The sequence below is a fragment of the Streptomyces sp. NPDC048171 genome (genome assembly GCF_043202655.1).
Lineage (GTDB): Bacteria > Actinomycetota > Actinomycetes > Streptomycetales > Streptomycetaceae > Streptomyces.
Genome location: NZ_JBIDAU010000001.1, coordinates 392,608 through 413,934, shown reverse-complemented (window position 1 = coordinate 413,934; position 21,327 = coordinate 392,608). Strand labels below are relative to the sequence as shown.

General features: G+C 72.7%; 18 protein-coding genes and 1 pseudogene. 12 read left to right on the top strand and 7 right to left on the bottom strand.

Going from position 1 to position 21,327, the window contains the following annotated elements; all coding sequences use genetic code 11:
- Positions 1-53 precede the first annotated feature (53 nt).
- Entirely contained in the window at positions 54-1,400 is a 1,347-nt protein-coding gene (locus tag ACGF3J_RS01895; protein ID WP_393853378.1) for a VWA domain-containing protein, read from the top strand.
- A 47-nt stretch (positions 1,401-1,447) separates the two neighbouring features.
- The gene (locus ACGF3J_RS01890) at positions 1,448-3,211 is read left to right on the top strand and encodes an FHA domain-containing protein (protein WP_393853377.1); all 1,764 of its coding nucleotides are present in this window, start codon (positions 1,448-1,450) and stop codon (positions 3,209-3,211) included.
- Between the two features lie 18 nt (positions 3,212-3,229).
- On the opposite strand, the gene ACGF3J_RS01885 is transcribed toward ACGF3J_RS01890, so the two are convergent.
- Positions 3,230-4,204 carry a methyltransferase domain-containing protein gene (locus ACGF3J_RS01885; protein ID WP_161328869.1) on the bottom strand — a complete coding sequence of 325 codons (975 nt, stop codon included), beginning with the start codon at positions 4,202-4,204 and terminating at the stop codon, positions 3,230-3,232.
- 66 nt (positions 4,205-4,270) lie between these two features.
- Between ACGF3J_RS01885 and ACGF3J_RS01880 the strand changes: the two genes are divergently transcribed.
- The 4 genes from ACGF3J_RS01880 to ACGF3J_RS01865 all read left to right on the top strand — a co-directional run bounded on the left by ACGF3J_RS01880 (position 4,271) and on the right by ACGF3J_RS01865 (position 12,016).
- Complete coding sequence (locus ACGF3J_RS01880; protein WP_161328870.1) at positions 4,271-4,684, top strand: globin; 414 nt, start codon at positions 4,271-4,273, stop codon at positions 4,682-4,684.
- A 165-nt stretch (positions 4,685-4,849) separates the two neighbouring features.
- On the top strand, positions 4,850-8,176 hold the full coding sequence (locus ACGF3J_RS01875; RefSeq protein ID WP_393853376.1) for an FtsX-like permease family protein: 3,327 nt from the start codon (positions 4,850-4,852) through the stop codon (positions 8,174-8,176).
- The gene (locus ACGF3J_RS01870) at positions 8,173-10,923 is read left to right on the top strand and encodes an FtsX-like permease family protein (RefSeq protein WP_393853375.1); all 2,751 of its coding nucleotides are present in this window, start codon (positions 8,173-8,175) and stop codon (positions 10,921-10,923) included. The genes ACGF3J_RS01875 and ACGF3J_RS01870 overlap by 4 nt, the downstream gene beginning before the upstream one ends.
- 133 nt (positions 10,924-11,056) lie before the next feature.
- Complete coding sequence (locus tag ACGF3J_RS01865) at positions 11,057-12,016, top strand: ABC transporter ATP-binding protein (RefSeq protein ID WP_161332506.1); 960 nt, start codon at positions 11,057-11,059, stop codon at positions 12,014-12,016.
- Between the two features lie 48 nt (positions 12,017-12,064).
- On the opposite strand, the gene ACGF3J_RS01860 is transcribed toward ACGF3J_RS01865, so the two are convergent.
- From ACGF3J_RS01860 to ettA, 3 genes are read right to left on the bottom strand one after another with little or no spacing between them, the layout of a single operon-like run.
- Positions 12,065-12,748, bottom strand: coding sequence for a hypothetical protein (locus ACGF3J_RS01860; RefSeq protein ID WP_161332505.1), 684 nt, complete (start codon positions 12,746-12,748; stop codon positions 12,065-12,067).
- A complete protein-coding gene (locus ACGF3J_RS01855; RefSeq protein WP_122620070.1) occupies positions 12,745-13,155 on the bottom strand; it encodes a thioesterase family protein in 411 nt (136 codons plus the stop codon). The genes ACGF3J_RS01860 and ACGF3J_RS01855 overlap by 4 nt, the downstream gene beginning before the upstream one ends.
- Positions 13,156-13,161: 6 nt before the next feature.
- Positions 13,162-14,826, bottom strand: coding sequence for an energy-dependent translational throttle protein EttA (ettA, locus tag ACGF3J_RS01850; protein WP_161332504.1), 1,665 nt, complete (start codon positions 14,824-14,826; stop codon positions 13,162-13,164).
- A 284-nt stretch (positions 14,827-15,110) separates the two neighbouring features.
- Between ettA and ACGF3J_RS01845 the strand changes: the two genes are divergently transcribed.
- Positions 15,111-15,869 carry a DUF6928 family protein gene (locus ACGF3J_RS01845; protein ID WP_161332503.1) on the top strand — a complete coding sequence of 253 codons (759 nt, stop codon included), beginning with the start codon at positions 15,111-15,113 and terminating at the stop codon, positions 15,867-15,869.
- A 40-nt stretch (positions 15,870-15,909) separates the two neighbouring features.
- Here the strand turns inward: ACGF3J_RS01845 and ACGF3J_RS01840 are convergent, their stop codons facing one another.
- Positions 15,910-16,665 (bottom strand): GntR family transcriptional regulator, encoded by a 756-nt coding sequence (locus tag ACGF3J_RS01840; RefSeq protein ID WP_161332502.1) that lies wholly within the window; start codon positions 16,663-16,665, stop codon positions 15,910-15,912.
- 79 nt (positions 16,666-16,744) lie between these two features.
- Here ACGF3J_RS01840 and ACGF3J_RS01835 point away from each other — a divergent pair, with 79 nt between their 5' ends.
- The 4 genes and pseudogenes from ACGF3J_RS01835 (at position 16,745) to ACGF3J_RS01820 (ending at position 18,810) form a co-directional block, all read left to right on the top strand.
- Positions 16,745-17,023: a hypothetical protein gene (locus ACGF3J_RS01835; protein WP_161332501.1), complete on the top strand. Its 279-nt coding sequence runs from the start codon at positions 16,745-16,747 to the stop codon at positions 17,021-17,023.
- A gap of 526 nt (positions 17,024-17,549) precedes the next feature.
- The gene (locus ACGF3J_RS01830; RefSeq protein ID WP_161332500.1) at positions 17,550-17,774 is read left to right on the top strand and encodes a hypothetical protein; all 225 of its coding nucleotides are present in this window, start codon (positions 17,550-17,552) and stop codon (positions 17,772-17,774) included.
- 8 nt (positions 17,775-17,782) lie between these two features.
- Positions 17,783-18,514: pseudogene (locus ACGF3J_RS01825) on the top strand (GntR family transcriptional regulator).
- Positions 18,511-18,810 (top strand): hypothetical protein, encoded by a 300-nt coding sequence (locus ACGF3J_RS01820; protein WP_161332499.1) that lies wholly within the window; start codon positions 18,511-18,513, stop codon positions 18,808-18,810. Before ACGF3J_RS01825 ends, ACGF3J_RS01820 begins: the two are co-directional and overlap by 4 nt.
- Positions 18,811-19,046: 236 nt before the next feature.
- On the opposite strand, the gene ACGF3J_RS01815 is transcribed toward ACGF3J_RS01820, so the two are convergent.
- On the bottom strand, positions 19,047-19,379 hold the full coding sequence (locus ACGF3J_RS01815) for a hypothetical protein (protein WP_161332498.1): 333 nt from the start codon (positions 19,377-19,379) through the stop codon (positions 19,047-19,049).
- 819 nt (positions 19,380-20,198) lie between these two features.
- Here ACGF3J_RS01815 and ACGF3J_RS01810 point away from each other — a divergent pair.
- Positions 20,199-20,699 (top strand): YfbM family protein, encoded by a 501-nt coding sequence (locus ACGF3J_RS01810; protein WP_202559065.1) that lies wholly within the window; start codon positions 20,199-20,201, stop codon positions 20,697-20,699.
- 240 nt (positions 20,700-20,939) lie between these two features.
- Here ACGF3J_RS01810 and ACGF3J_RS01805 read toward each other — a convergent pair whose 3' ends face one another.
- Positions 20,940-21,275, bottom strand: a complete 336-nt coding sequence (locus tag ACGF3J_RS01805; RefSeq protein ID WP_161332497.1) for a hypothetical protein — start codon at positions 21,273-21,275, stop codon at positions 20,940-20,942.
- Positions 21,276-21,327 lie beyond the last annotated feature (52 nt).

The window sequence follows — 21,327 nt, the reverse complement described above, 5'->3', positions numbered from 1 at the left end:
CGAGCAGCCAAGGCCCCACCTCCGTGGGGACGTAGAGGGGGATGCGATCCGGCATGGCCAATTTCTCGAAGTCGAACGTGCCGCAGTTCGCGGTGGACGTGTACCAGAACGAGTACCTGCCCGAGGGCGGCCAAGAGGTCAACGCCATCGTGACGGTGACCGCGACCGGCGGCGGCACGGTCGGGAGCGCGGTCGCCGCGCCCCACCTGTACTCGCCGGGCCAGGGCCCGTCGGCGGCCGTGGCGCTGCTGGTCGACTGCTCGGGCTCGATGGACTACCCGCCGACCAAGATGCGCAACGCCCGCGACGCGACGGCCGCCGCGATCGAGACCCTGCGCGACGGCGTGCACTTCGCGGTGGTCGCCGGCACCCACCTGGCCAAGGAGGTCTACCCGGGCGGCGGGCGGCTCGCGGTCGCCGACGCCGCCACGCGGGCGCAGGCGAAGCAGGCGCTGCGCAGCCTCAGCGCGGGCGGCGGCACCGCCATCGGCACCTGGCTGCGGCTGGCCGACCGGCTGCTGTCCACCGCGGACGTCGCCATCCGGCACGCCATCGTGCTCACCGACGGCCGCAACGAACACGAGTCGCCGGAGGACCTCAGGGCGGCGCTCGACGCCTGCGCCGGGCGGTTCACCTGTGACGCACGCGGCGTGGGCACCGACTGGGAAGTGAAAGAAGTCACAGGGATCGCCTCCGCCCTGCTCGGCACGGCCGACATCGTCGCCGATCCGGCGGGCCTGGCCGCCGACTTCACGCAGATGATGGAGACGGCCATGGGCAAGGAGGTCGCGGACGTCGCGCTGCGCCTGTGGACCCCGGTCGGCACCACCGTGACGTTCGTCAAGCAGGTCGCGCCCACGGTCGAGGAGCTGACCGGCCGCCGCTCCGAGGCGGGGCCGCGGGCCGGGGACTACCCCACCGGTTCCTGGGGCGACGAGTCCCGCGACTACCACGTCTGCGTGCGGGTACCGGCCGCTGAGCTGGGCCGGGAGATGCTGGCCGCCCGCGTCTCGCTGGTCATCCCGGAGCCCGACGGCACGGTTCAGAGCCTCGGCGCGCAGGGTCTCGTACGGGCCGTGTGGACGGACGACATGACCGCTTCCACGTCCATCAACCCGCAGGTCGCCCACTACACCGGGCAGGCCGAACTGGCCCAGGTCATCCAGCAGGGGCTGGATCTGCGCAAAGCGGGAGACATCGACGGAGCAACGGCCAAACTGGGCCGGGCGGTTCAGCTCGCGGGGGTATCCGGAAACGGTGATACGGCGAAACTGCTTGCGAAGGTGGTGGACGTGGTGGACGCGGCGGCGGGTACTGTGCGACTGAAAGCGAAGGTGGAGGAGGCCGACGAGATGACTCTCGAGACCCGGTCGACCAAGACCGTTCGTGTGAAGAAGTGACGCAGGACCATCCGCGCGACACGCCCGCAAGAGAGGGAAGCCCCGACATGCCGACCTGCCCGAACGGACACCAGTCGGGTTCCGACGACTGGTGCGAGGTCTGCGGTCACCGCATGGCCGGTGCCGTGCCGCCCCCTCCGCCGCCCCCGCCCCCCGGCGGCGGCTACGGCTTCCCGCCGCCCGGCGGTCCGGGCGGTGGTCCCGGTGGTCCCGGCGGCGAGCCGCAGCTGTGCCCTCAGTGCCGTACGCCCCGGGAGGGCGGCGCGCCCTTCTGCGAGGAGTGCCGGTGGAACTTCCTCACCAACACGGCCACCTCGTACACCCCGGCCGCCCCGCGCCCGCCGGCCTCCGGCGGCCCGGCGCCCTTCCAGCAGCCGCCGGGTGGCCCCTCGTACGGCGGCGGTGACGCGTACGGCTACCAGGGCTCACGCCCGTCCCAGATGAACCGCCCCGCCGAGCCGATCCCGCCGGGCCCGCCCTTCGGCGGCGACCCGTCGGGGCGCGGGGGCCCGGGCGGACCCGGCGGTCCCGGCGGAGCTCCTGGCGGCCCCGGTGGACCCGGCGGTCCTGCCGGTGGCCCGGGCGGTCCCGGCGGTCCTGGCGGTCCTGGCGGTCAGAAGGGTCCCTCTGGCCCGTTCGGGCCCGGCGGGCCCGGTAGGCCTGGCGGACCCGGCGGTCCGGCCGGCGGTCCCGGCGGGCCGAACGGCCCCTCTGGTCCATTCGGACCTGGTGGTCCCGGTGGCCCCGGTGGGCCCAGCGGCCCCGGCGGCCCGGGGCGTCCCGATGGTCCCGGCGACCCGAACGGTCCCGGTGGCTTCGGAAACCAGGGCTCCCCCAACGGCCCCGGCGGTTTCGGCGGCCCGGCTGGCCCCAACGGCCCTCATGGTCCCGGCGGCCCCGGTGGTTTCGGCGGCCCCGGTGGGCCCAACGGTCCGGGTGGGCCCAACGGCCCCGGCGGCCCCGGCGGTCCTGGCGGCCCCCACGGCCCCGGTGGCCCGGGCGGGCCCGGCGGCCCCGGCGGCCAGAACACCCCCTCCGGCCCCCCGGCCCCGCCTCCGTTCGGCGGGGACCCGTCGCGGCCGGTTCCGCCGCCGCCCGGGCCCGGTCCCGGCGGTCCGGGCGCCCCGCAGGGCGGCTACGGCTACCCGCAGCGCGGCGCCACACAGGCCCCGCCCGGCCAGGGCTTCGGCGGCGGTGACGACGACTGGGTGCTCTCCCCTCCGTCCTCGACCGGTCCCGGCGGCCCGGGTGCTCCGCAGGGCGGCTACGGCTTCCCGCAGACGGGTGCCACCCAGGCTCCGCCGTCGCCCACCGGCCCCGGCGGCCCGGGCGGGCCGCAGGGCGGCTACGGCTACCCGCAGACGGGTGCCACCCAGACGCCGCCCGGCCAGGGCTTCCCGCAGCCGACGACCTGGTCGGCGACCATCGGCCCGGACCGCGACTACTTCATGGCGATGATGCACCGCTCGGGCCCCGAGGCCGCGGGCCTGAACCTGCCCGCGTACTCGCCCGAGCAGCAGCGCACGCTCACCGGCAACCAGATCACCATCGGGCGCCGCCGGCACTCCACCGGTGACACCCCGGACATCGATCTGGCGGTACCGCCGGAGGACCCGGGCGTCTCGCACCAGCACGCGGTGCTGGTGCAGCAGCCGGACGGCACCTGGGCGGTCGTCGACCAGAACTCGACGAACGGCACGACGGTCAACGGCGGCGAGGAGCCGATCCAGCCCTTCGTGCCGGTGCCGCTCCAGGACGGCGACCGGGTGCACGTCGGCGCCTGGACGACGATCACGATCCGCCGGGGCTGACGCGGGCGGGCCCGTCCGTCAGGTGAACGGCCAGGCGTACGGGCCCTCGGGATCGTCCAGCCACGCCCAGGCCCGTGCGCCGCTGAGGGTGATGCCGAAGCGCTCGCGCTGCGGGGCGCCCTCGCGGTCCCAGAGCGCGTACGCCTCCTGCGGGTCGAGGCTGCCCCGGCTCAGCGCCAGCAGGAAGCGGAACAGGTCGTTCTCCCGGGCCCGGCGCGGCACCCCGCCCAGGCCCTGCGGCTGCGGCGCGGAGGCGTCCGCGCCGCGCAGCGGCACGAAGTACGCGGGCGTGTGCAGGAAGCGCCCCTCGGCGTGCGCCGCGTCGTGGACGGTGAGGACGACCAGCCCGGTGGCGAGCGGGGTCAGGATCCTGCCGCCGGGACGGCACTGGGCCGGCCAGGCAAGCGGCACCGAGGCCAGCGAGCAGGTGGCGAGGATCCGGTCGTAGGGGGCGCGCTCGGGCACCCCGCGGGCGCCGTCGCCGGTGACGACGGCCGGACGGTACCCGGCGGCGGCCAGGTGCCGGCGGGCCGACTCGGTGATCTCCGGTTCCAGGTCGACGGTGGTGACGAGGTCGTCGTCGCCGAGCCGGTGGGCGAGCAGGGCGGCGTTGTAGCCGGTGCCGGCGCCGATCTCCAGGACCCGGTCGCCGTCCCTCACGTGCAGCTCCGCCAGCATCATCGCCATCAGCGAGGGCTGGCTGCTGGAGGAGACCAGTTCGCCGTCGCGCATCCGGGTCGCCAGCGGGGCGTCGGCGTACGCGCCGCGCACCCAGCGCTCCCGGGCGCCCCGGTCGGGGTCCTCGCCCCACCGGCGTTCGTAGCCGCCCCGGACGCCGACGTAGTAGTACGGCACGAAGAGGTGGCGCGGGACCGTCCGGAACGCCTCCCGCCAGACCGGGTCGGCCGACCAGGCGCCGCTCAGCTCGATCTCCCGCACCAGCTCCGCCCGCGCCGAGGCCGCGAGGCGGTCCAGGTCCTCGTGCCCGCCCATGCCTCCACAGTACGGGCCCGGGCGGGGGACCTAAGTCCGAAGTCCTATGTCCGGGCGTCTGAGACCATGGACGGCGTGAATGAGATTCGGCGCGGCACGCTTCAGGAGCAGACCTTCTACGAGCAGGTCGGCGGGGAGGAGACCTTCCGCCGACTCGTCCACCGTTTCTACCAGGGCGTCGCCGAGGATCCGATCCTGCGGCCGATGTACCCGGAGGAGGACCTGGGTCCGGCCGAGGAGCGCTTCACGCTCTTCCTCATGCAGTACTGGGGCGGACCGACGACGTACAGCGAGAACCGGGGTCACCCGCGGCTGCGGATGCGCCACGCGCCGTTCGCCGTGGACCGGGCGGCGCACGACGCCTGGCTGAAGCACATGCGGGTCGCCGTCGACGAGCTGGGGCTCTCCGAGGAGCACGAGCAGACGCTGTGGAAGTACCTGACGTACGCGGCGGCCTCGATGGTCAACACCGCAGGCTGACCGGTCCGTCCGCGGGTGCCGGGGACGGGTGACGGGCGGATTCCGGTCGCCCGACGCCGGATTCCGGTCACGATCCGGTCAAGTCCGAGCCCCAGGCGCTTACTTCCGCACCTCGTCCTCTGACAGCATCGCCGAGAGGTCTGGACAACATCGGCGGGGGGCCGGGTGGCGGGGTACGGGGGATTCGCGGGGTTCGTGCTGCTGCGCGCGCGGGCGCACCGCCTGCTGCTCGCCGCCGCCCTGCTCACCGTGCTGCTCACCACCGCGGTCCTGACGGCCCTGACCGCCTATTCGGGCGCCGTCGGCGACGCGGCCCTGCGCCACGCCCTGGCCGATCCCCGCAACGCGGCGGACACCGCGCTGGTCGTCAAGGCGGACGTGCCCGAGGAGGGGCGCGAGCAGGCCGACCGCACGGTGCGCGAGGGCGCCCGGGACACCTTCGGCGGACTGCCGGTCACCGTCCGGGAGATGGCGCGGTCGGGCGCGTACAGCCTGCCGGGCACGCTGCGGCCGCCCGGCGAGCGCTCGGGCGACCCGGACCTGACCTACTTCGCGGCGCTGGACCCGGCGCAGGTGCGTGTCACCGAGGGCCGGCTGCCGCGGGACGGCGCCGGAGGGAGCGGCGGAGCGGTCGAGGTCGCGCTGCCGACGACCGCCGCCGAGCGGCTGGACGTCGGGACCGGCGCCCGGCTCACCCTCGCCGACCGGTTCGGCGGCCCGGACGTGGTCGTCGAGGTGACCGGCCTGTACCGGCCCGCCGAGGCCGCGGCCCCCTACTGGCGGCTGGACGACCTCGCCGGGCGCGGCGTCAAGAAGGGCGGCTTCACGACGTACGGCCCGCTGCTCGCCGCCCCCGGGGTGCCGGCCGGGGGCGCGGTGAGCGCGGGGCCCTCGGGGTGGCTGGCGACGGCCGACTTCTCCTCGGTGATGGCCGGGCGGACGGACGAGCTGCGGGAGGCGGCCCGGGGCGGCATGGCGTGGCTGCGCGCACGCCCCGTCCTCAGCGGCTCCACCGCGGCGACCACCTCCCTGCCCGAGGTGCTCGACCGGCTCGACCGCTCCCTGCTGGTCTCCCGCTCCACGCTGCTGGTCGTCGCCCTCCAGCTGGCCCTGCTCGCCGGGTGCGCGCTGCTGCTGGTGGCCCGGCTGCTGAGCGCCGAGCGCGCGGCCGAGCGGCGGCTGCTGCGGGCGCGCGGCGCCTCCCGGGCACGGCTCGGGTCGCTGGCCGCGCTGGAGGCGCTGCTGCTGGCCGTCCCGGCGCTGGTCCTCGCGCCGCTGCTCGCCGGGCCGCTGACCCGGCTGCTGGCCGGCCAGGGGTCGCTGGACCGGATCGGGCTGCGGCTCGAGGTGCCGGCCTGGGGCGGCGGCGGGGTGTGGCTGACGGCGGGTGCGGCGGCCCTCGGGTGCGCACTGGCGGTGACGCTGCCCGCCCTGGCCTCCTCGCTGAACGCCGGGGGCCGGGTCCGCGCGCTGCCCGCCCCGCTGCGCGCCGGAGCCGACGTCGGGCTGCTGGTGGTCGCGGGCGTCGCCTACTGGCAGCTGTCCCGGCAGACCTCGGGTGCGGTGAGCGGCGACGGTTCCGGGGCCCTCGGCATCGACCCGCTGCTCGTGGCGGCGCCCGCGCTGGCCCTGCTGGCGGGGACGGTGCTGACGCTGCGGCTGCTGCCGCCGGTGGCGCGGCTGGCCGAGCGGCGGGCGGCCGGCGGACGCGGGCTGACCTCGGCGCTGGCGGGCTGGCAGCTGAGCCGCCGGCCGATGCGCGGCGCCGGCCCGGTGCTGCTGCTGGTGCTCGCGGTGGCCCTGGGCATGCTCGCGATCGGCCAGGGCACCTCCTGGGAGCGTTCACAGGACGATCAGGCGGACTTCCGGGCCGGGGCCCCGGTGCGGGTCCTGGCCGCCGGTTCGGTGGGCCCGGGCCGTACCGAGACCTACGCGGACGTCGAGGGCGTACGGGAGGTGGCCCCCGCGGCGCGCTCCACGCTGCAGTTGTCCGCCGACCGCGCGGCGACGGTCCTGGCCCTGGACACCGGGCGCGCGGCGGACACGATGCTGCTGCGCCCGGACCTGTCCGACGAACCGGCCGGGACGCTGCTGCCCCCGCTGGGCGCCGGGGAGCCGGCGGCAGGCGCCCGGGTGCCCGCCGGGACGGTACGGCTGGGGGTGACCGCCACCCTGAGCGGCGGCCCGGGCGGCGGCGGGGAGAGCGCCACAGGACCGGCGGACGTGACGGTCACGGTGCGGGACCGCTACGGCATCCCCTTCCGGCTGCCGGCCGGCCAGTTGCCCGCGGACGGCCGCCGCCACACGCTGGCGCTGGACGTCTCCCCGGGCGGCCCGCTCACCGTGACCGGCGTGGAACTGGTCACGGCCCAGCCGGCCGACCGCGCGGAGCGGCACCGCCTGACCCTGACGGAGCTGACCGCCACGGCGGCCGACGGGACCGTGCGGCGCCCGGCCCTGCCCGGTTCCTGGACCGCCTCGGTGCGCGGCGACGGGTCGGCCTCGTCGCCGGACGCGGACACCAGTCCGACCAAGCCCCGGCTCGCCCCGTCCGGACCGCCGTCGGTGGAGTACGGCACCGGGTACCAGCCCGCCGACCCCTACAGCACCCTGACATCGGCGGTGACGCTGCGCCTGGACGTCGTACAGCCCGCGCCGCCGCGGCTCACGGCCGTCGCGACCGACCGGTACCTCGACTCGGCGGGCGCCCGCGTCGGACAGAGCGTGGACGTCCAGCTCGACGGCCACAGCGTGCCGGTGCGGATCGTGCGCTCGGTCCGCGCCCTGCCGACGACGGCCGCGCCCGACGCGACGGCCCCGACGGCCCCGACGACTGCGGCGAAGGACGGCGGCGCCCTACTGCTCGACCTGCCGTCCGTGAACCGGGTGCTCCAGGCGAAGTACGGCGAGGCCCTCGCCCCGACCGAGTGGTGGCTGCGTCCGGAACCCGGCGGCACGAGCGCGGTCGTCACGGCGCTGCGCGCCCTCCCGGACCTGGAGCCCTCGCAGGTCGTGGTGCGCGACGAACTGGCCGTGGGCCTGCGCGACGACCCGTTCGGCGCCGGTCCGGAGGCGGCCTTCACCGCGGCGGCCGGGGTGGCGGCGGCGCTCGCGGCGGTCGGGTTCGCGGTGAGCGCGACGGGGTCGCTGCGGGAACGCGGCGCCGAGTTCGCGATCCTGCGCGCCCTGGGCGCCCCGCGCCGCCGGCTGGCCCGCACGGTCGCCGTCGAGCAGGCGGTGCTGCTTTTCCTGGCCCTGCTGGTGGGCACGGCCCTGGGCGCGGCGCTGACCCGGGCGGTGATCCCGCTGATCGTGCTCACCCCGCAGGCCACCCACCCGGTCCCGGACGTGCTGGTCGCCCTGCCTGCCGGCCGGGTCGCCCTCCTCCTGGCGGGTGTCGCCGTCACGCCCCTGCTGGTCACGGCGGCCCTGGCCCTGCGCCGCACCGACCCGGCTTCGGCGTTGCGCGAGCAGGGAGGTGAGGCGCGGTGAAACCGGTGAGCGCTCCCTGGGTCCGCACCCGGCTTCGCGCCGCGCCCGGTGCCGCCTGGGCCCTCGCGGTGCTGGTGGCGCTGACCGCGTGTCTGGCCGCCGCCTTCCCGCGGGCACTGGAGCGGTACGCGGACGCCGGCCTCGACCGGGCTCTGGCGCAGGCCCGCCCCGACCGGACCAGCGTGCTGGTGCTCGCCCCGCAGCCCGACTTCGGTCTCTCCCCGCGAGAGCGGGAGGAGTCGCTGCGCCCGGACCCGCTGGGCCGGCGGTACGCCAAGGCGGTCGCCGCCGTGGACCGCCGCGCGCCGCTCGCCGTCGACCGGGCGCAGTCGACGTACGGCGTGCGCACCACCCAGGGTCTCCCGGTGCCGGAACCCTGGCTGCCGCAGCCGAGCGGGCTGCCGGCCCAGTTCTACTTCGCCGCCCAGCACGGCCTCGGCGACCACGCCCGGATCGGCTCCGGCCGCCTGCCGCGCGTGACGGGCGGCCCGGTGACCGCCGCGACCGGCGCGCTGGAGGCGGCCGTCACCACCGAGACGGCCCGCACGCTGCGCATCAAGGTGGGCTCCGTCCTGCACGTGCCCGGCGTCGAACGCGCTCCGCTCACCGTCCGGATCACCGGCGTGCTCGCCCCGCGCGACCCCGACGGCGCCTACTGGTCCACCCAGTCCGTGCTGCGCGAGCCGTCGCTGATGACGGTGCCGGGGGCGGCGGGCGCGGACCGCGAACGCTACTGGCTGGGCGCGCTGCTGCTCGCCCCGGACGCCGGGCCCGCCCTGCTGGGGACGGCCGGGACCCCGGTCCGCTACTGGCAGTTGGCCCCCGAGACGGACGCGCTGCACGCCCACGACGTGGACGGGCTGACGTCGGCCGTCGCCGCTCTGGAGTCCGGTCCCGGTCTGCGCGAGGTGCGTTCGGGCGTCGACCCGCTGGCGGACGTCAGCACCGACCTGGACGAGACGGTCCTCGCCTTCGACGGGCTGCGGTCGGGCATCGGCCCACTGGTCGCGGTCGCCGCCGCCGGGGCGGGCACGGTCGCGGGGGTCGTGCTGCTGATGGCGGGCGGCCTGGCCGCCGACCGCCGCCGCGCCGAACTCGCCCTGTTGCGGGCCCGCGGCGCCTCCCTGCGGGGCGTCGCGGGGCGGCTGTTCGCCGAGACCGCCGTGGTCGCGCTGCCCGCGGGCGCCCTCGGCCTCGCCGCCGCCCTGTTCGCGCTGCCCGGTGGCCGGCTCGCCCCCGCCGTCTGGGCGGCCGTCGCCGTCACCGCCGTCGCCTGCGCCGCGCTGCCCGTGCGGGCGTGCGTCGCGCACCGTGCCGTACGGGTCCACGACGGCCGGCGGGACGTGGCCTCCGCCCGTCCGTCCCGGCGGCGCACGGTCGCCGAACTCACCGCCGTCGCCCTGGCGCTCGGCGCGGTCGAGACCCTCCGTCGGCGCGGCGCGTCCGGCACCGGCGGGGACCTGGTGTCGGCGGCACCGGTGCTGATCGGGGTGATCGCCGCGCTGGTGCTCGTACGCCTGTATCCGCTGCCCCTGCGCCGCCTCGCCCGCCCGGCGGGACGCCTGCGCGGCGCGGTGGGCCACCTTGCGCTGGCCCGCGCCGGCCGTACGTCGGTCTCGGCGGTGCTGCCGCTCCTCGCCCTGCTGACGGCGCTCACCACGGCCGCGTTCGGCGGCTCGGTCCTCGCCGGGGTGACGGACGCCCGCGACCGCGCGGCGCTGCTCACCGTCGGCGCCGACGCCCGGATCGAGGAGACCGGGCCGCTCCGGGACGGCCTGTCCGACCGTGTGCGCGGCACCTCCGGCGTCCGGGACGTGGTCGAGGTCGGACTGACCTACCAGGCCAAGGGCCCGGACGGCCGCCAGACCCTGCCGGTGGCCGGCGTGGACCCGGCCGCCTACGCGCGGCTCGCGGCCCGGACCGGGCTGGGGTCCTTCGAGGCGGAGGAGCTGAAGCGGCGCGGCGGTTCCGAGGAGCCGCTGCGGGCGCTGGCCTCGCCGTCCGTCGCCGAACGGTTCGGCACCGGGCAGTTCCGGATCCGCGTGGAGGACGGCACCTCCGTCACGGTCCGGATCGGCCTCGTCCGCGACCGCACCCCCGCCGTCTCGGGTGAGGACTTCCTGGTCGTGGACCGGGCCGGACTCTCCGCCGAGGCGGCCCGCCCGACCGTCCTGCTGCTGACCGGCGACCGGATGGACGCGGGGGCGCTGCGCCGTACTGCGGGCGACGACGCCGGTGCCGAGACCAGTGCGGTGACGCTGCGGTCCGAGGAGCGGGACCGGTACGTCGACTCGCCCCTCCAGACCGGCGCCGAGCGCGTCTACGCGGGTGCCGTCGTCGCGGGCACCGGCTACGCCGTCCTCGCCCTGCTGCTGTCCCTGCTGCGCGCCGCCCCCGAACGCGCCGCCCTGCTGGCCCGGCTGCGCACCATGGGCCTCACCCGGGCGCAGGGCCGCCGTCTGCTCGTCCTGGAGTCCCTGCCCCAGGCCGTGCTGGCAGCCGCGGGAGGGGCCCTGACCGGCTGGGCGGCGATCCGTCTGCTCGCGCCCGGCCTCGACCTGACCACGATCGCCCTGGCGGGCGCCGCGTCCCCGGTGGGCCGCGCCGAACTGCGCACCGACCCGTGGTCGCTGGCCCTGCCGGCGGTCGCGGTGCTGGTGGTGGCGGTGGGCGTCGCCGGGGTGCAGGCATGGTGGTCGGGCCGGCGCGGGTCGGTCACCGAACTGAGGGCGGGGGACGCGCGGTGAGGGCGTTCCCGGCGGGCCGGGCGTCCCCGGGGAACCGGGCGTCCCCGGCGGGCCGACCGTCCCCGGCGGGTCCGACGGACCGCTCCCCCACCGGCACCCCTGGACGACGAGCCGTATCCGCGCAGGAGGCACGATGACGACGAACCCGACCCTCGCCGACCTGGCCGACCGCGCCACCGCGTCCCGCGACCGGCCCGCCTACGGCCACGACGCGCTGATCACCTGCGACCGCCTGGTCCGGATCTTCAGCGCGGACGGCGTGGAGGTGCAGGCCCTCCAGGGCCTCGATCTGCTGGTCCGCGAGGGCGAGTTGATGGCCCTGGTCGGTGCGTCGGGCAGCGGCAAGTCCACGCTGATGAACATCCTGGCCGGCCTGGACACCCCCACCGCCGGGGCGGCCCGGGTGGCGGACCGCGACCTGCTCACGATGACCGCGAAGGACCGCCTCGCCTACCGCCGCGAGGTGGTCGGCTTCGTCTGGCAGCAGACCTCGCGCAACCTGCTGCCGTACCTGACGGCGGCCCAGAACGTGGCCCTGCCGATGCAGTTGGCGGGCGCACGCGGCCGGACCGCCCGACGGGCCCGTGCCGAACGGTCCCTGGAGCTCCTGGAGCTGCTGGACGTCGCCGACTGCCGCGAGCGCCGCCCGCGGGAGATGTCCGGAGGCCAGCAGCAACGCGTCGCCATCGCGGTGGCCCTCGCGGGCGCGCCCTCGGTGCTGCTCGCCGACGAGCCCACGGGCGAGCTGGACTCCCACACGGCGGAGCAGATCTTCGCCGCGTTCCGCACCGCGAACGAGCGCCTGGGCACCACCATCGTCATCGTCACCCACGACCAGGCGGTGGCGGGCGAGGTCCGCCGCACGGTCGCCATCCGCGACGGCCGCACCTCCACGGAGGTCCTGCGCCGCAGCGAGGTGGACGCCACGACCGGCCACGAGACGGTGGTGGCCCGCGAGTACGCCATGCTCGACCGCGCCGGACGGCTCCAGCTGCCCGCCGACTACACGGCGGCCCTCGGCATGCGCGACCGCGTCGCCCTGGAACTGGAGGCCGACCACATCGCCGTACGCCCGGACGACAGTGATCAGTGATCAGTGCTCAGTGCTCAGTGCTCAGTGAGACGGACGCTCCGACGGAGGTCAGCGCACGCTGATACCGAGGGCGCCGGTGCCCGCCCGGCGCAGCGCGACGGACCCGTAGGGCGTACGGAGCCGGAGCCAGGCGCCCGAGGAGAACAGACCCGGCGCGTCCTCGGCGGACTCCGCCCCCGGCCGCAGGAACCCGAGTGACTGGGCCGCGTGCACGGCCCGTACCGGCAGCCCGGTGTCGCCGACCGTCCGGGACCAGATGTCGCGGCCGATCCGGTCCAGCTCGGCCCGGGTACGCGCCTCGGCCGCCAACTCCCCCGTACGGGAGCGGAACTCCGCCACCGCGGCGGCGACCAGCGCGCGCAGGGCGTCCGGCGCGGGAAGCCCCGGCTCGGACCGCCATCCGCCACGCGGGGGCAGCACCCCGGCCCAGGGCGGCCCGGTCACGGCACCCGGAACCCCGGCGGTGGCGGACTGCTCGTCCACCGACTCCAGCAGCTCACCGGCGGAGACGGTCACGTCCAGGGTGACGTCGAGTCCGTTCTCGTACGGCTTGGCCAGCCGTACGGCGCGCACGGCCAGCACCTCGAAGGAGGGAGGCCGGCCGAAGACCGCGAGAGCGGTACCGGCCGCCTGGAGACGGACGGCGGCCGAACGGTCGTAGTGGAGCAGCCGGGAGAGGAAGGCCGCGAGATCCGCGGCCTCCCCCTCGTCGGCCAGATGGAGCACCGTCATGCGGCGACGGCCTCCTCCTTGTCGTCCGTGTACTCCCGCAGGAACTCCCGTTCCTCAGCGGTGATGCGGCGGGGCATCTGCGTCTGGAAGTCGAACGGCACGATCACGGTCGAGGCGCGGACGTAGACCACGTCTCCGTCCTTGACCTCGTAGGTGAGCGTGAAGGAGGCCGCCCTCACCTCCGTGACCCAGAGCTCGATGTCGACCGGGTGGTGCCGGTGCACGAGCTGCCGCTTGTAGTCGATCTCGTGGCGCGCCACCACAGACCCCTGCTTGAAGTCCTTCTCCGGGCGGAACAGGAAGTCGATGCGTGCCTCCTCCAGGTAGCGGAGGAAGACCACGTTGTTGACGTGGCCGTACGCGTCCATGTCCGCCCAGCGCAGCGGGCAGCGGTAGATGTGCCGCAAGATCGATCAGCCCCGGGTCAGCTTCTTGTAGGTGGCGCGGTGCGGACGCGCGGCATCCGCACCGAGCCGCTCGACCTTGTTCTTCTCGTACGACTCGAAGTTGCCCTCGAACCAGAACCACTTGGACTCGCCCTCGTAGGCGAGGATGTGCGTGGCGACCCGGTCGAGGAACCACCGGTCGTGGGAGACGACCACGGCGCACCCGGGGAACTCGAGGAGGGCGTTCTCCAGGCTGCTGAGGGTCTCGACGTCGAGGTCGTTGGTCGGCTCGTCGAGGAGCAGCAGGTTGCCGCCCTGCTTGAGGGTGAGCGCGAGGTTGAGCCGGTTGCGCTCACCGCCGGAGAGCACACCGGCCGCCTTCTGCTGGTCCGGCCCCTTGAACCCGAAGGCGGAGACGTACGCGCGGCTGGGCATCTCGACCTGGCCGACGTTGATGTAGTCCAGCTCGTCGCTCACAACGGCCCACAGCGACTTCTTGGGGTCGATGTTCTCGCGGCTCTGGTCGACGTAGGAGATCTTGACGGTGTCGCCGACCTTGATCTGCCCGGAGTCCGGCTCCTCGAAGCCCTGGATCATCTTGAACAGAGTGGTCTTGCCGGCACCGTTGGGTCCGATGACCCCGACGATCCCGTTGCGCGGCAGCGTGAAGCTGAGGTCGTCGATGAGCACCTTCTCGCCGAAGGCCTTGCTGAGGTTGTTGACCTCGACGACGACGTTGCCCAGGCGCGGGCCCGGCGGGATCTGGATCTCCTCGAAGTCCAGCTTCCGCATCTTGTCGGCCTCGGCGGCCATCTCCTCGTACCGCGCGAGACGCGCCTTGGACTTGGCCTGCCGCCCCTTGGCGTTCGACCGCACCCACTCCAGCTCGTCCTTGAGCCGCTTGGCGCGCTTGGCGTCCTTCTGGCCCTCGACCTTGAGACGGGTCTGCTTGGTCTCCAGGTACTTGGAGTAGTTGCCCTCGTAGCCGTGCAGCCGCCCGCGGTCGACCTCGCAGATCCAGCCGGCGACGTTGTCCAGGAAGTACCGGTCGTGGGTCACGGCCACGACGGTGCCCTCGTACTTGGCGAGGTGCTGCTCCAGCCAGTTCACCGACTCGGCGTCGAGGTGGTTGGTGGGCTCGTCGAGCAGCAGCAGGTCGGGCGCCTCGAGCAGCAGCTTGCACAGCGCGACGCGGCGCTTCTCACCACCGGACAGGTTGGCGACGGGCCAGTCGCCGGGCGGGCAGCCCAGCGCGTCCATGGCCTGCTCCAGCTGGGCGTCGAGGTCCCAGGCGTTGGCGTGGTCGAGCTCCTCCTGGAGCTTGCCCATCTCCTCGAGCAGCGCGTCCGAGTAGTCGGTGGCCATCTGCTCGGCGATCTCGTTGAACCGGTCGAGCTTGCCCTTGACCTCGGCGACACCCTCCTGGACGTTCTCCAGGACGTTCTTGTCCTCGCTCAGCGGGGGCTCCTGCAGCAGGATGCCGACCGTGTAGCCCGGCGACAGGAAGGCGTCACCGTTGGACGGCTGCTCCAGCCCGGCCATGATCTTCAGCACGGTCGATTTACCGGCACCGTTCGGCCCGACCACGCCGATCTTCGCGCCGGGCAGGAAGCTCAGGGTGACGTCATCGAGGATCACCTTGTCGCCGTGCGCCTTGCGCGCCTTGCGCATGGTGTAAATGTACTCAGCCAAGAGAAACCGTCCGGCAGCTTGAATCAGGCAGTGGGCAGATACACCCCATCTTGCCGCACCGCCACCGCTGTGAGGAAACGCGTTCCCTGCGGGGCTCCTGACCTGGCCTTTCCCGGATGCCCCCCGGAGCCTCACCTGTCACTGCCGGTCGCCGCCGATCGGCCTCGGGCACCCTCGCACGGCCCAGGGACGGCCCAGCCGGACGCGTGGTCGAGGCCTCTCCAGTGTCAGTCCCTGCGGCTATGGTGCGTCCGCCATGAAGGGCGACGCTCTGGGGAGGGCCTGTGGGAGCCAAGACGGGACTGCTGGTGTGCGCCGACGGGGACGCCGCGGGAATGCTGCGTCAAGTGGGGGTGGCTGACCTTGTACGGACGAAGGCCATGCTGCGGCGGCTCTATCCGGGCTGCGAGATCGATGAGTGCGAGGGTTCGAACCTCTCGGACGGCGTGTACCCGCCGCAAGGGACGGTGTACGCGGCCAGTTGGCCCGGCGTGGAGGTCGTGGGCGACCAGAGTCTGATGATCGACAGCCCCTCCGAGCTTCCGGAACACCTGGTGGCGGCGAGCGCCGGCCGACGGCTCGTCCTGCATGCCATGCACAGCGTCGTCGACTGGCTGGCGTTCGCCGTGTGGGAGGACGGACGCCTCGTCCGCTCGCTGAGCCTCTCGCCGGACAGCGGAATCACCGAGAACATCGGCGAACCGCTCCCCTTCGAACTGCCCTACTGGGCCGGAGACCGTCCGGCGGACATCGTCCCCTGGCCCGGCGAGGAGGAAGAGCCATATGCCCTGCCCTTCCACCCCATGGAGCTGGGCGAGGACGCGTTGCGCGCGCTCTGCGGCTTCGTCCAAGAGGGCCGACCCGAATCTGACGACGTCGACGCGGATGCCACCAGACTGCATGGCTTCCATGTGAGGGAGCCGCATGGGCCCGACTCCGCCGTACAGGAGGCAGAACTACGCAGGGCCGCGGCAGCCATGGACCCGCCACGCTTCTACACCCTGGGACCTGACGGCGCACTGATCGAGCGGTCAGGCCCTTGACCCGATCAAGTTCTTTCTGCTGAGTCTCCGCGGAGCTCCTTCACCGGGTGATCGGGATCTCGTAGACGATCTCGCAATGAGCCGCGGGCACCACGATGTCGGCTGTCTCCACGGGCCGACCATCGTCGCTGTAGTACGTCCGCTGGATGTGCGTGACGAGGGCGGCTTTCTGGACGCCGAGTAGCGACGCCTCTTCGGCGGTCGCCTGTCTGGGCTCCGGCTGCTCGACGGCATGGCTCACCGTGATGCCGATCGCGGCCATCCGGTTCACGACGCCCGCTCCCGCGTGCGGCCCACCCTCCGGGAGAACAACGAGAGTGCCCGCGGTGAGGTCGTACGGCTCCCAACTCGTTGACAACTGCACAGGCCTGCCGTCCGCCAGGAACTCATACGCCGTCCGCACGCACAGCTCGCCCTCGTCGATGCCGAGTCGCGCCGCGATGTCTGCGGGGGCCGGCACCTTGGCGTCCGTCCGGCTCTCCCAGTCCCCTTGCCTGCCCACAGCCTTCATATCGGCCCGGAAGGGCGACCCGCTCGGCTGCTCACGCGCCGAGGACCTCACCACTCGCACCCGCTGCCGGGGCTCGGTGACGTAGGTACCCGACCCGGCGCGACCCTCAAGCACACCTTGGGAGATCAGCAGCTCCTGCGCCCGACGGACCACGTTCTCGCCGACGCCGCACTCCTGGCCGATCTGCGCGCGAGAGGGCAGACGGTCTCCCGGCTCCCACAGGTGCTCCGCGATCCGCCGCCGGAGTTCGTCGGCGACGCGGAGATAGGGCGGCTGCTCATGCATATGGAAAATCTAGTCCACTAGCTCTAATCTAGTTAACTAGCTTCACTTAAAGTGATCGCTGGATGACGGAGGCTGCCCTGTGCCCGCTTCGGGAGTTAGCGCGGCGGCCATCGCCGCCCGGTTGACCGCCCTCGGGCTTTCCACACGAGTGGAGGAACAGCACGAGCACACAGCGGTGGAAGTGGAGGTGCCGGACACGCTCTCCGCCGAGTCATGGCGGGACGTCCTGGACGTGGTGGCTGAGGCCGACCGATTCGGGCTCCTCGCCACCAGCTTGAACGACCGCACCTTATGGGCGGTCGTACGCAAAGCGGCCCCCACGACGGGCGATGTCGGGGGACCGAGCCATCAGCGATAGGAGCTGAACAGCGTGTTCAACCGTATCCGCCGCGCCTTCTCGCTCACTAGGGCGCGCAACTCTCCAAGGGGCAGGCACCGCCGTCCGTTAGCACCTGCCTTTCCTCCTCCTCTCCCCGTCCCTCGTGGGCCCGTGGGCACGTCGGCCCCCGGCTTGGGCCGTACAGCCGACGACGCGGCATCTCATCGAAACCTGCTCAGAGGAGAGGACGTGGTCCTGGTCCGCCCGTACGTCCTGGCGATGGAAGCACGCCTCCGGACACGTGCGATGGTCATCGCCCCTCACCTCTCGGCGGACGCCTGGTCATCGCTGACAGGGGCTTACTGATGCCACATCGTCGACAGCCGCACATCCCAGACGCCGCGTCCGCCCCCTACCGCTCGACTGCATGCCGGATCGGCACGCACCACGTCTGCGCCGACGCCTCCCCGACGCCGGCCCCGTCCGACATCCCGGTGATCTGCGAGGCGTGCGACTGCCCGTGCCACTCGGGCGTTGACCCGTCCGCGTCCTTGGGGGTGACGCGGTGACGGCGTATACCCCCGGCGGCCCGCTGGTCTCCAACATCGAGGTCACCGCGACCACCGTGCAGCGCGGCGACATCATCCAACTCGGCGGCCGTGTCGTCCGGGTGAGAGACCTTTTCCAGCTCCCTCAGGGAGTGAAGCAACTGGTTTTTGAGTCGGGCGAGTTGCTGACCATACATGCGCGTACCCGGCTCGTCGCCGTGCGAATGCTGAGAAGGCGGTGACCGGCTCCATGCGCTCACGCCACCTCGACATCGCCGACGGCCTCCGGCAGCAGATCACAGCCGGCCGCATCCTGCCGAGCGAACGCCTTCCATCCGAGGCTGCTCTCGCGGACCGCTACGAGATCAGCACGGTGACGCTGCGAAGAGCACTCGCCGTGCTCCAGAGGGAAGGCCTCGTCGAGAAGATCCACGGCAAAGGCAACTTCGTCCGCCGCCCTCACCGCAAGATCATGTACGTCGGCGGCTGGGGCACCCTGGACCCGTGGACCGCCGCCGAACCGGACTTGCGCGTCACCATCCGCAGCACCGCAGTTCAGGCACAAGCGCACTTGGCGACCTTGTTGAAGGTGCCCACGGGCAGCTCCGTCGTGGAGTTCACCTGCCTCAGCCGCCAAGGTGTGTCACCACACGGCCTGGCGCGCGTCTACATGCCGCACGGCCTGGTCCCGCCCGAAGCACTCGACGACGCCTCCACATCCAGAGAGGCAGCCAGAAGGTTCGCCTACCTCGCTCCACCCCCGACTGCTGCCCGATAGACGGTGAGCGCTCGCTTCCCGACACCGGACGAAGACTCGGCCCTCCGGATCGGCATCGCGTCAGTCGTCCTCTCCATCACTCGCATCGCCACCGACTCCACGGGCCGCGTCGTCGAAGCCGCGCTTCTGGCCTTCCCGGGGGATCGAGTCGACGCCGTGTTCACCACCCACCACGAAATCGACGAAAGGCAGAGCAAGGGATGACAGCACCGAACGAACTGCGACTCCTCCCGTGGTCGGGCCCGGAAGGCAAGCCCTGCTACCTGAGCACCGATGAACGCGGTGGCTACATGTCTCGCCTGGCGGACAATGTCGAGGCGGTCCAACTCGGCATGGCGGCCGAGCTCCTGGAGGAAGCCTCCGAAACCCTCAGCGACCGGGATGTGGCCCTCGACGAGATGCAGCGCTTGGCGAAGGAACTGAGCGGGGCCCTCCGGGACGTCCTCCGCGTTGCCACCAGCCGCGGTCACCTCCTGGCAGTCGGCGGACCGCGTCCCTGAGAGACCGCCAAGAGCGGCTGCCTGCGGCGACATCCCTCGAGCGCACAGAGAGAAGCCCGTCTACTGATCACCGGCTCCGCTGACCAGCGGGACTGAAGAAGCCCACGGCTCTGACCAGTTCAGAATGTCGTGGGCTTCCGTCGTTGGTGGTGGGCATCGGCTGACCTCGCACGGCCCGGAGTCGACCCAGTCCTCTCGCCAGGGTAGACACTCAGCCGGCAGTCGTGGCGTGAGCCTCAGTCGCCCCCGAACCACAGATAGCTGCCGGGGGTGGCTGCACACTCACCCAGCATCCTCGCGAGGTCGTCCAACGCGGCGAGCTGACGCTCGTCACCGCACTGTTGCTTCAGATCGCCAATCTCCTGAACGGCGGCTGCGGCCTCCTGCTCGTTCATCAACGTATCCCCGTACGGATCGACGGCAGTAAGCCGCCCGGGTACACCGAGAAGCTGAAGCGAGCCGAGCGCATCGGCCAGGGCGTCGCCATGCCCGTAGGAAGTCTGCAAGAACGTCGCACGCCAGTTCCTGCGCGCCGGCCGTGATGAGTGCAGCTCCAGATCAATCCCCATGCTCCATGATGCACGTGTGCAGCTGCTGCGCAGCCACAAGTGATCACGGGGGCCGTGACCTGCGGCCGACTTATCGATCAACGCCCTGACCTGCTGCCGAGCTGTCGGCACCTGTCGACGTTGGTCACCATTGAGCGCCCTTCCACGGCCCGAGGACGGCCCGGGAGGGCGCTCGTACGTGAGCGCCGCATTGTGAGTTCGGTTTGACCGCCCTGTCCACCCGTGCTGCGCGGGGCGGCCGTGGCCGTGTCAGACCACCGCCCCGCGCCGCTGCCGTCCGCTGTCGTTGATGTCAGCCATGGATGTCACCTCACACAGGCTGGGGTCACTTGCGACGCTTGCGTGTCTTCGCCTTGCGCTCGGCTTCCTTACGCTTCTCGATGGTGTACGACGACCACTCGCCACGGTGCAGGTTGCATCGCGACGCACCGACCATCGCCAGCCGCCGGCACCGAGTGCCCTTGTCCGTGAGCGCTCCGCACCTGGACTGCGTACGAGCCACGTCTCCCACCCCCGGTCTCGACCGTTGTGCGGACCAATGCAGGATTGCCGGGCACATGTCCTTTGTGGAAGGCGCACTGCTCCGCGCAGCGGTGCACGGCGGGCCAAGGAGGTCGCTCGGGGACGCACGCTTTCCAACTGTATTGATGAGGTGCTGGATGGGGTGCAGGGTCGTCTACCTGCGTTCATTGAGGGCTCGTCACCAGGCTGAGGCTGGCTCCGGTCTTGGCTGAACGTCGGTGAATCGGGCTGAATGAGACGAAAACTGGGACGGCCCGTCCGGCGGTCGTTGTCAGTGGCCTCGCCTAGTCTCCGGCCATGAGCATGATCGGTGAGTACCTGCGTGTCACGGCTGCTGAGCTTGACCGAGCGATCCAGGACCCCGACTGGGCTTTGGACTTCGTCGAAGAGGTCCAGGACGCCGAGGAGGAGACGGAGCCCGCGCTGGCCGAGGCGCGTCACTTCAGCACGTACAAGGCCTGGGACATGCTTCGCTTCCTTCTGTCGCGTGCTGGGTTTCCCGTGAACGTGATCCACGGTGAGGAGCCGTTCGCCGAGGACGAGGACTGGGGGTACGGGCCTCCGAAGTACCTGCGGCCTGAGCGGGTCCGGCTTGCGGCGAAAGCTCTGCGGGACACCAGCTATGACCAGCTCGTCAGTGGCGTGGATCCTGCTGAACTGACTGGTGCCGAGGTGTATCCGCTCGGATGGAGTGAGTCTGGCTCGCTGGACTGGGGGCGTCCCTGGTACGACGGGCTTACACAGTTCTTCGAGGCTGCTGCCAGGGCGGACGACGCGATGCTCGTCTGGCTGGACTGACAGGCGCAGACACCGGTGAGACCTCAGCTTGGGAAGCTGCGATCATTAGCTGCTGGTTCGGGAGCTGACCTGCGCGAACGGTCGATGTGCGGCCTCATTCTGCTCGGCTTCTTTCACCGTGGTTCCCCGCTGTTCCCCGCTCCATCTGGTGCGCTTGTGGTGCAGCAGGGGCGCGGTGCCCACCCACGTTGACCCTCATGCCGCAGCTGTTGCGGCCTTCACCGACGGATCACGTGAACTCTAGTTGGGCGGCGCGAGATCAACTCGCACGGCTTCCTCGAAGGCTTCGGCGGCTGCCATGACATCCTTCAAAGCAGCATCAGCATCGGCTGGCTCAGCGTGCAGGATCGGCCCCTGGGCCGTAAGCAGCTTCCTCCGCATGCGCACGGCTGCCAGGCGGACAGGTTCCGAGGCTATGAGATCGATCTCGACCCCGAGCTTGTACGCCGCTGACCGAGCGTCGTGCAAGGTGCCGTCGGCTTCATCTCTCACGATTGCGACGAGTGCATCGTGCCATCCGTACACAGCCAACAGCAGATCTCGGTAGAGGTGGCGCTTGTCATCCAACCAGCGCACACGTTCTTCGTGTCGGCGTTGTTCTCGTTGGAGACGCAGCTGCCCTCGTTGG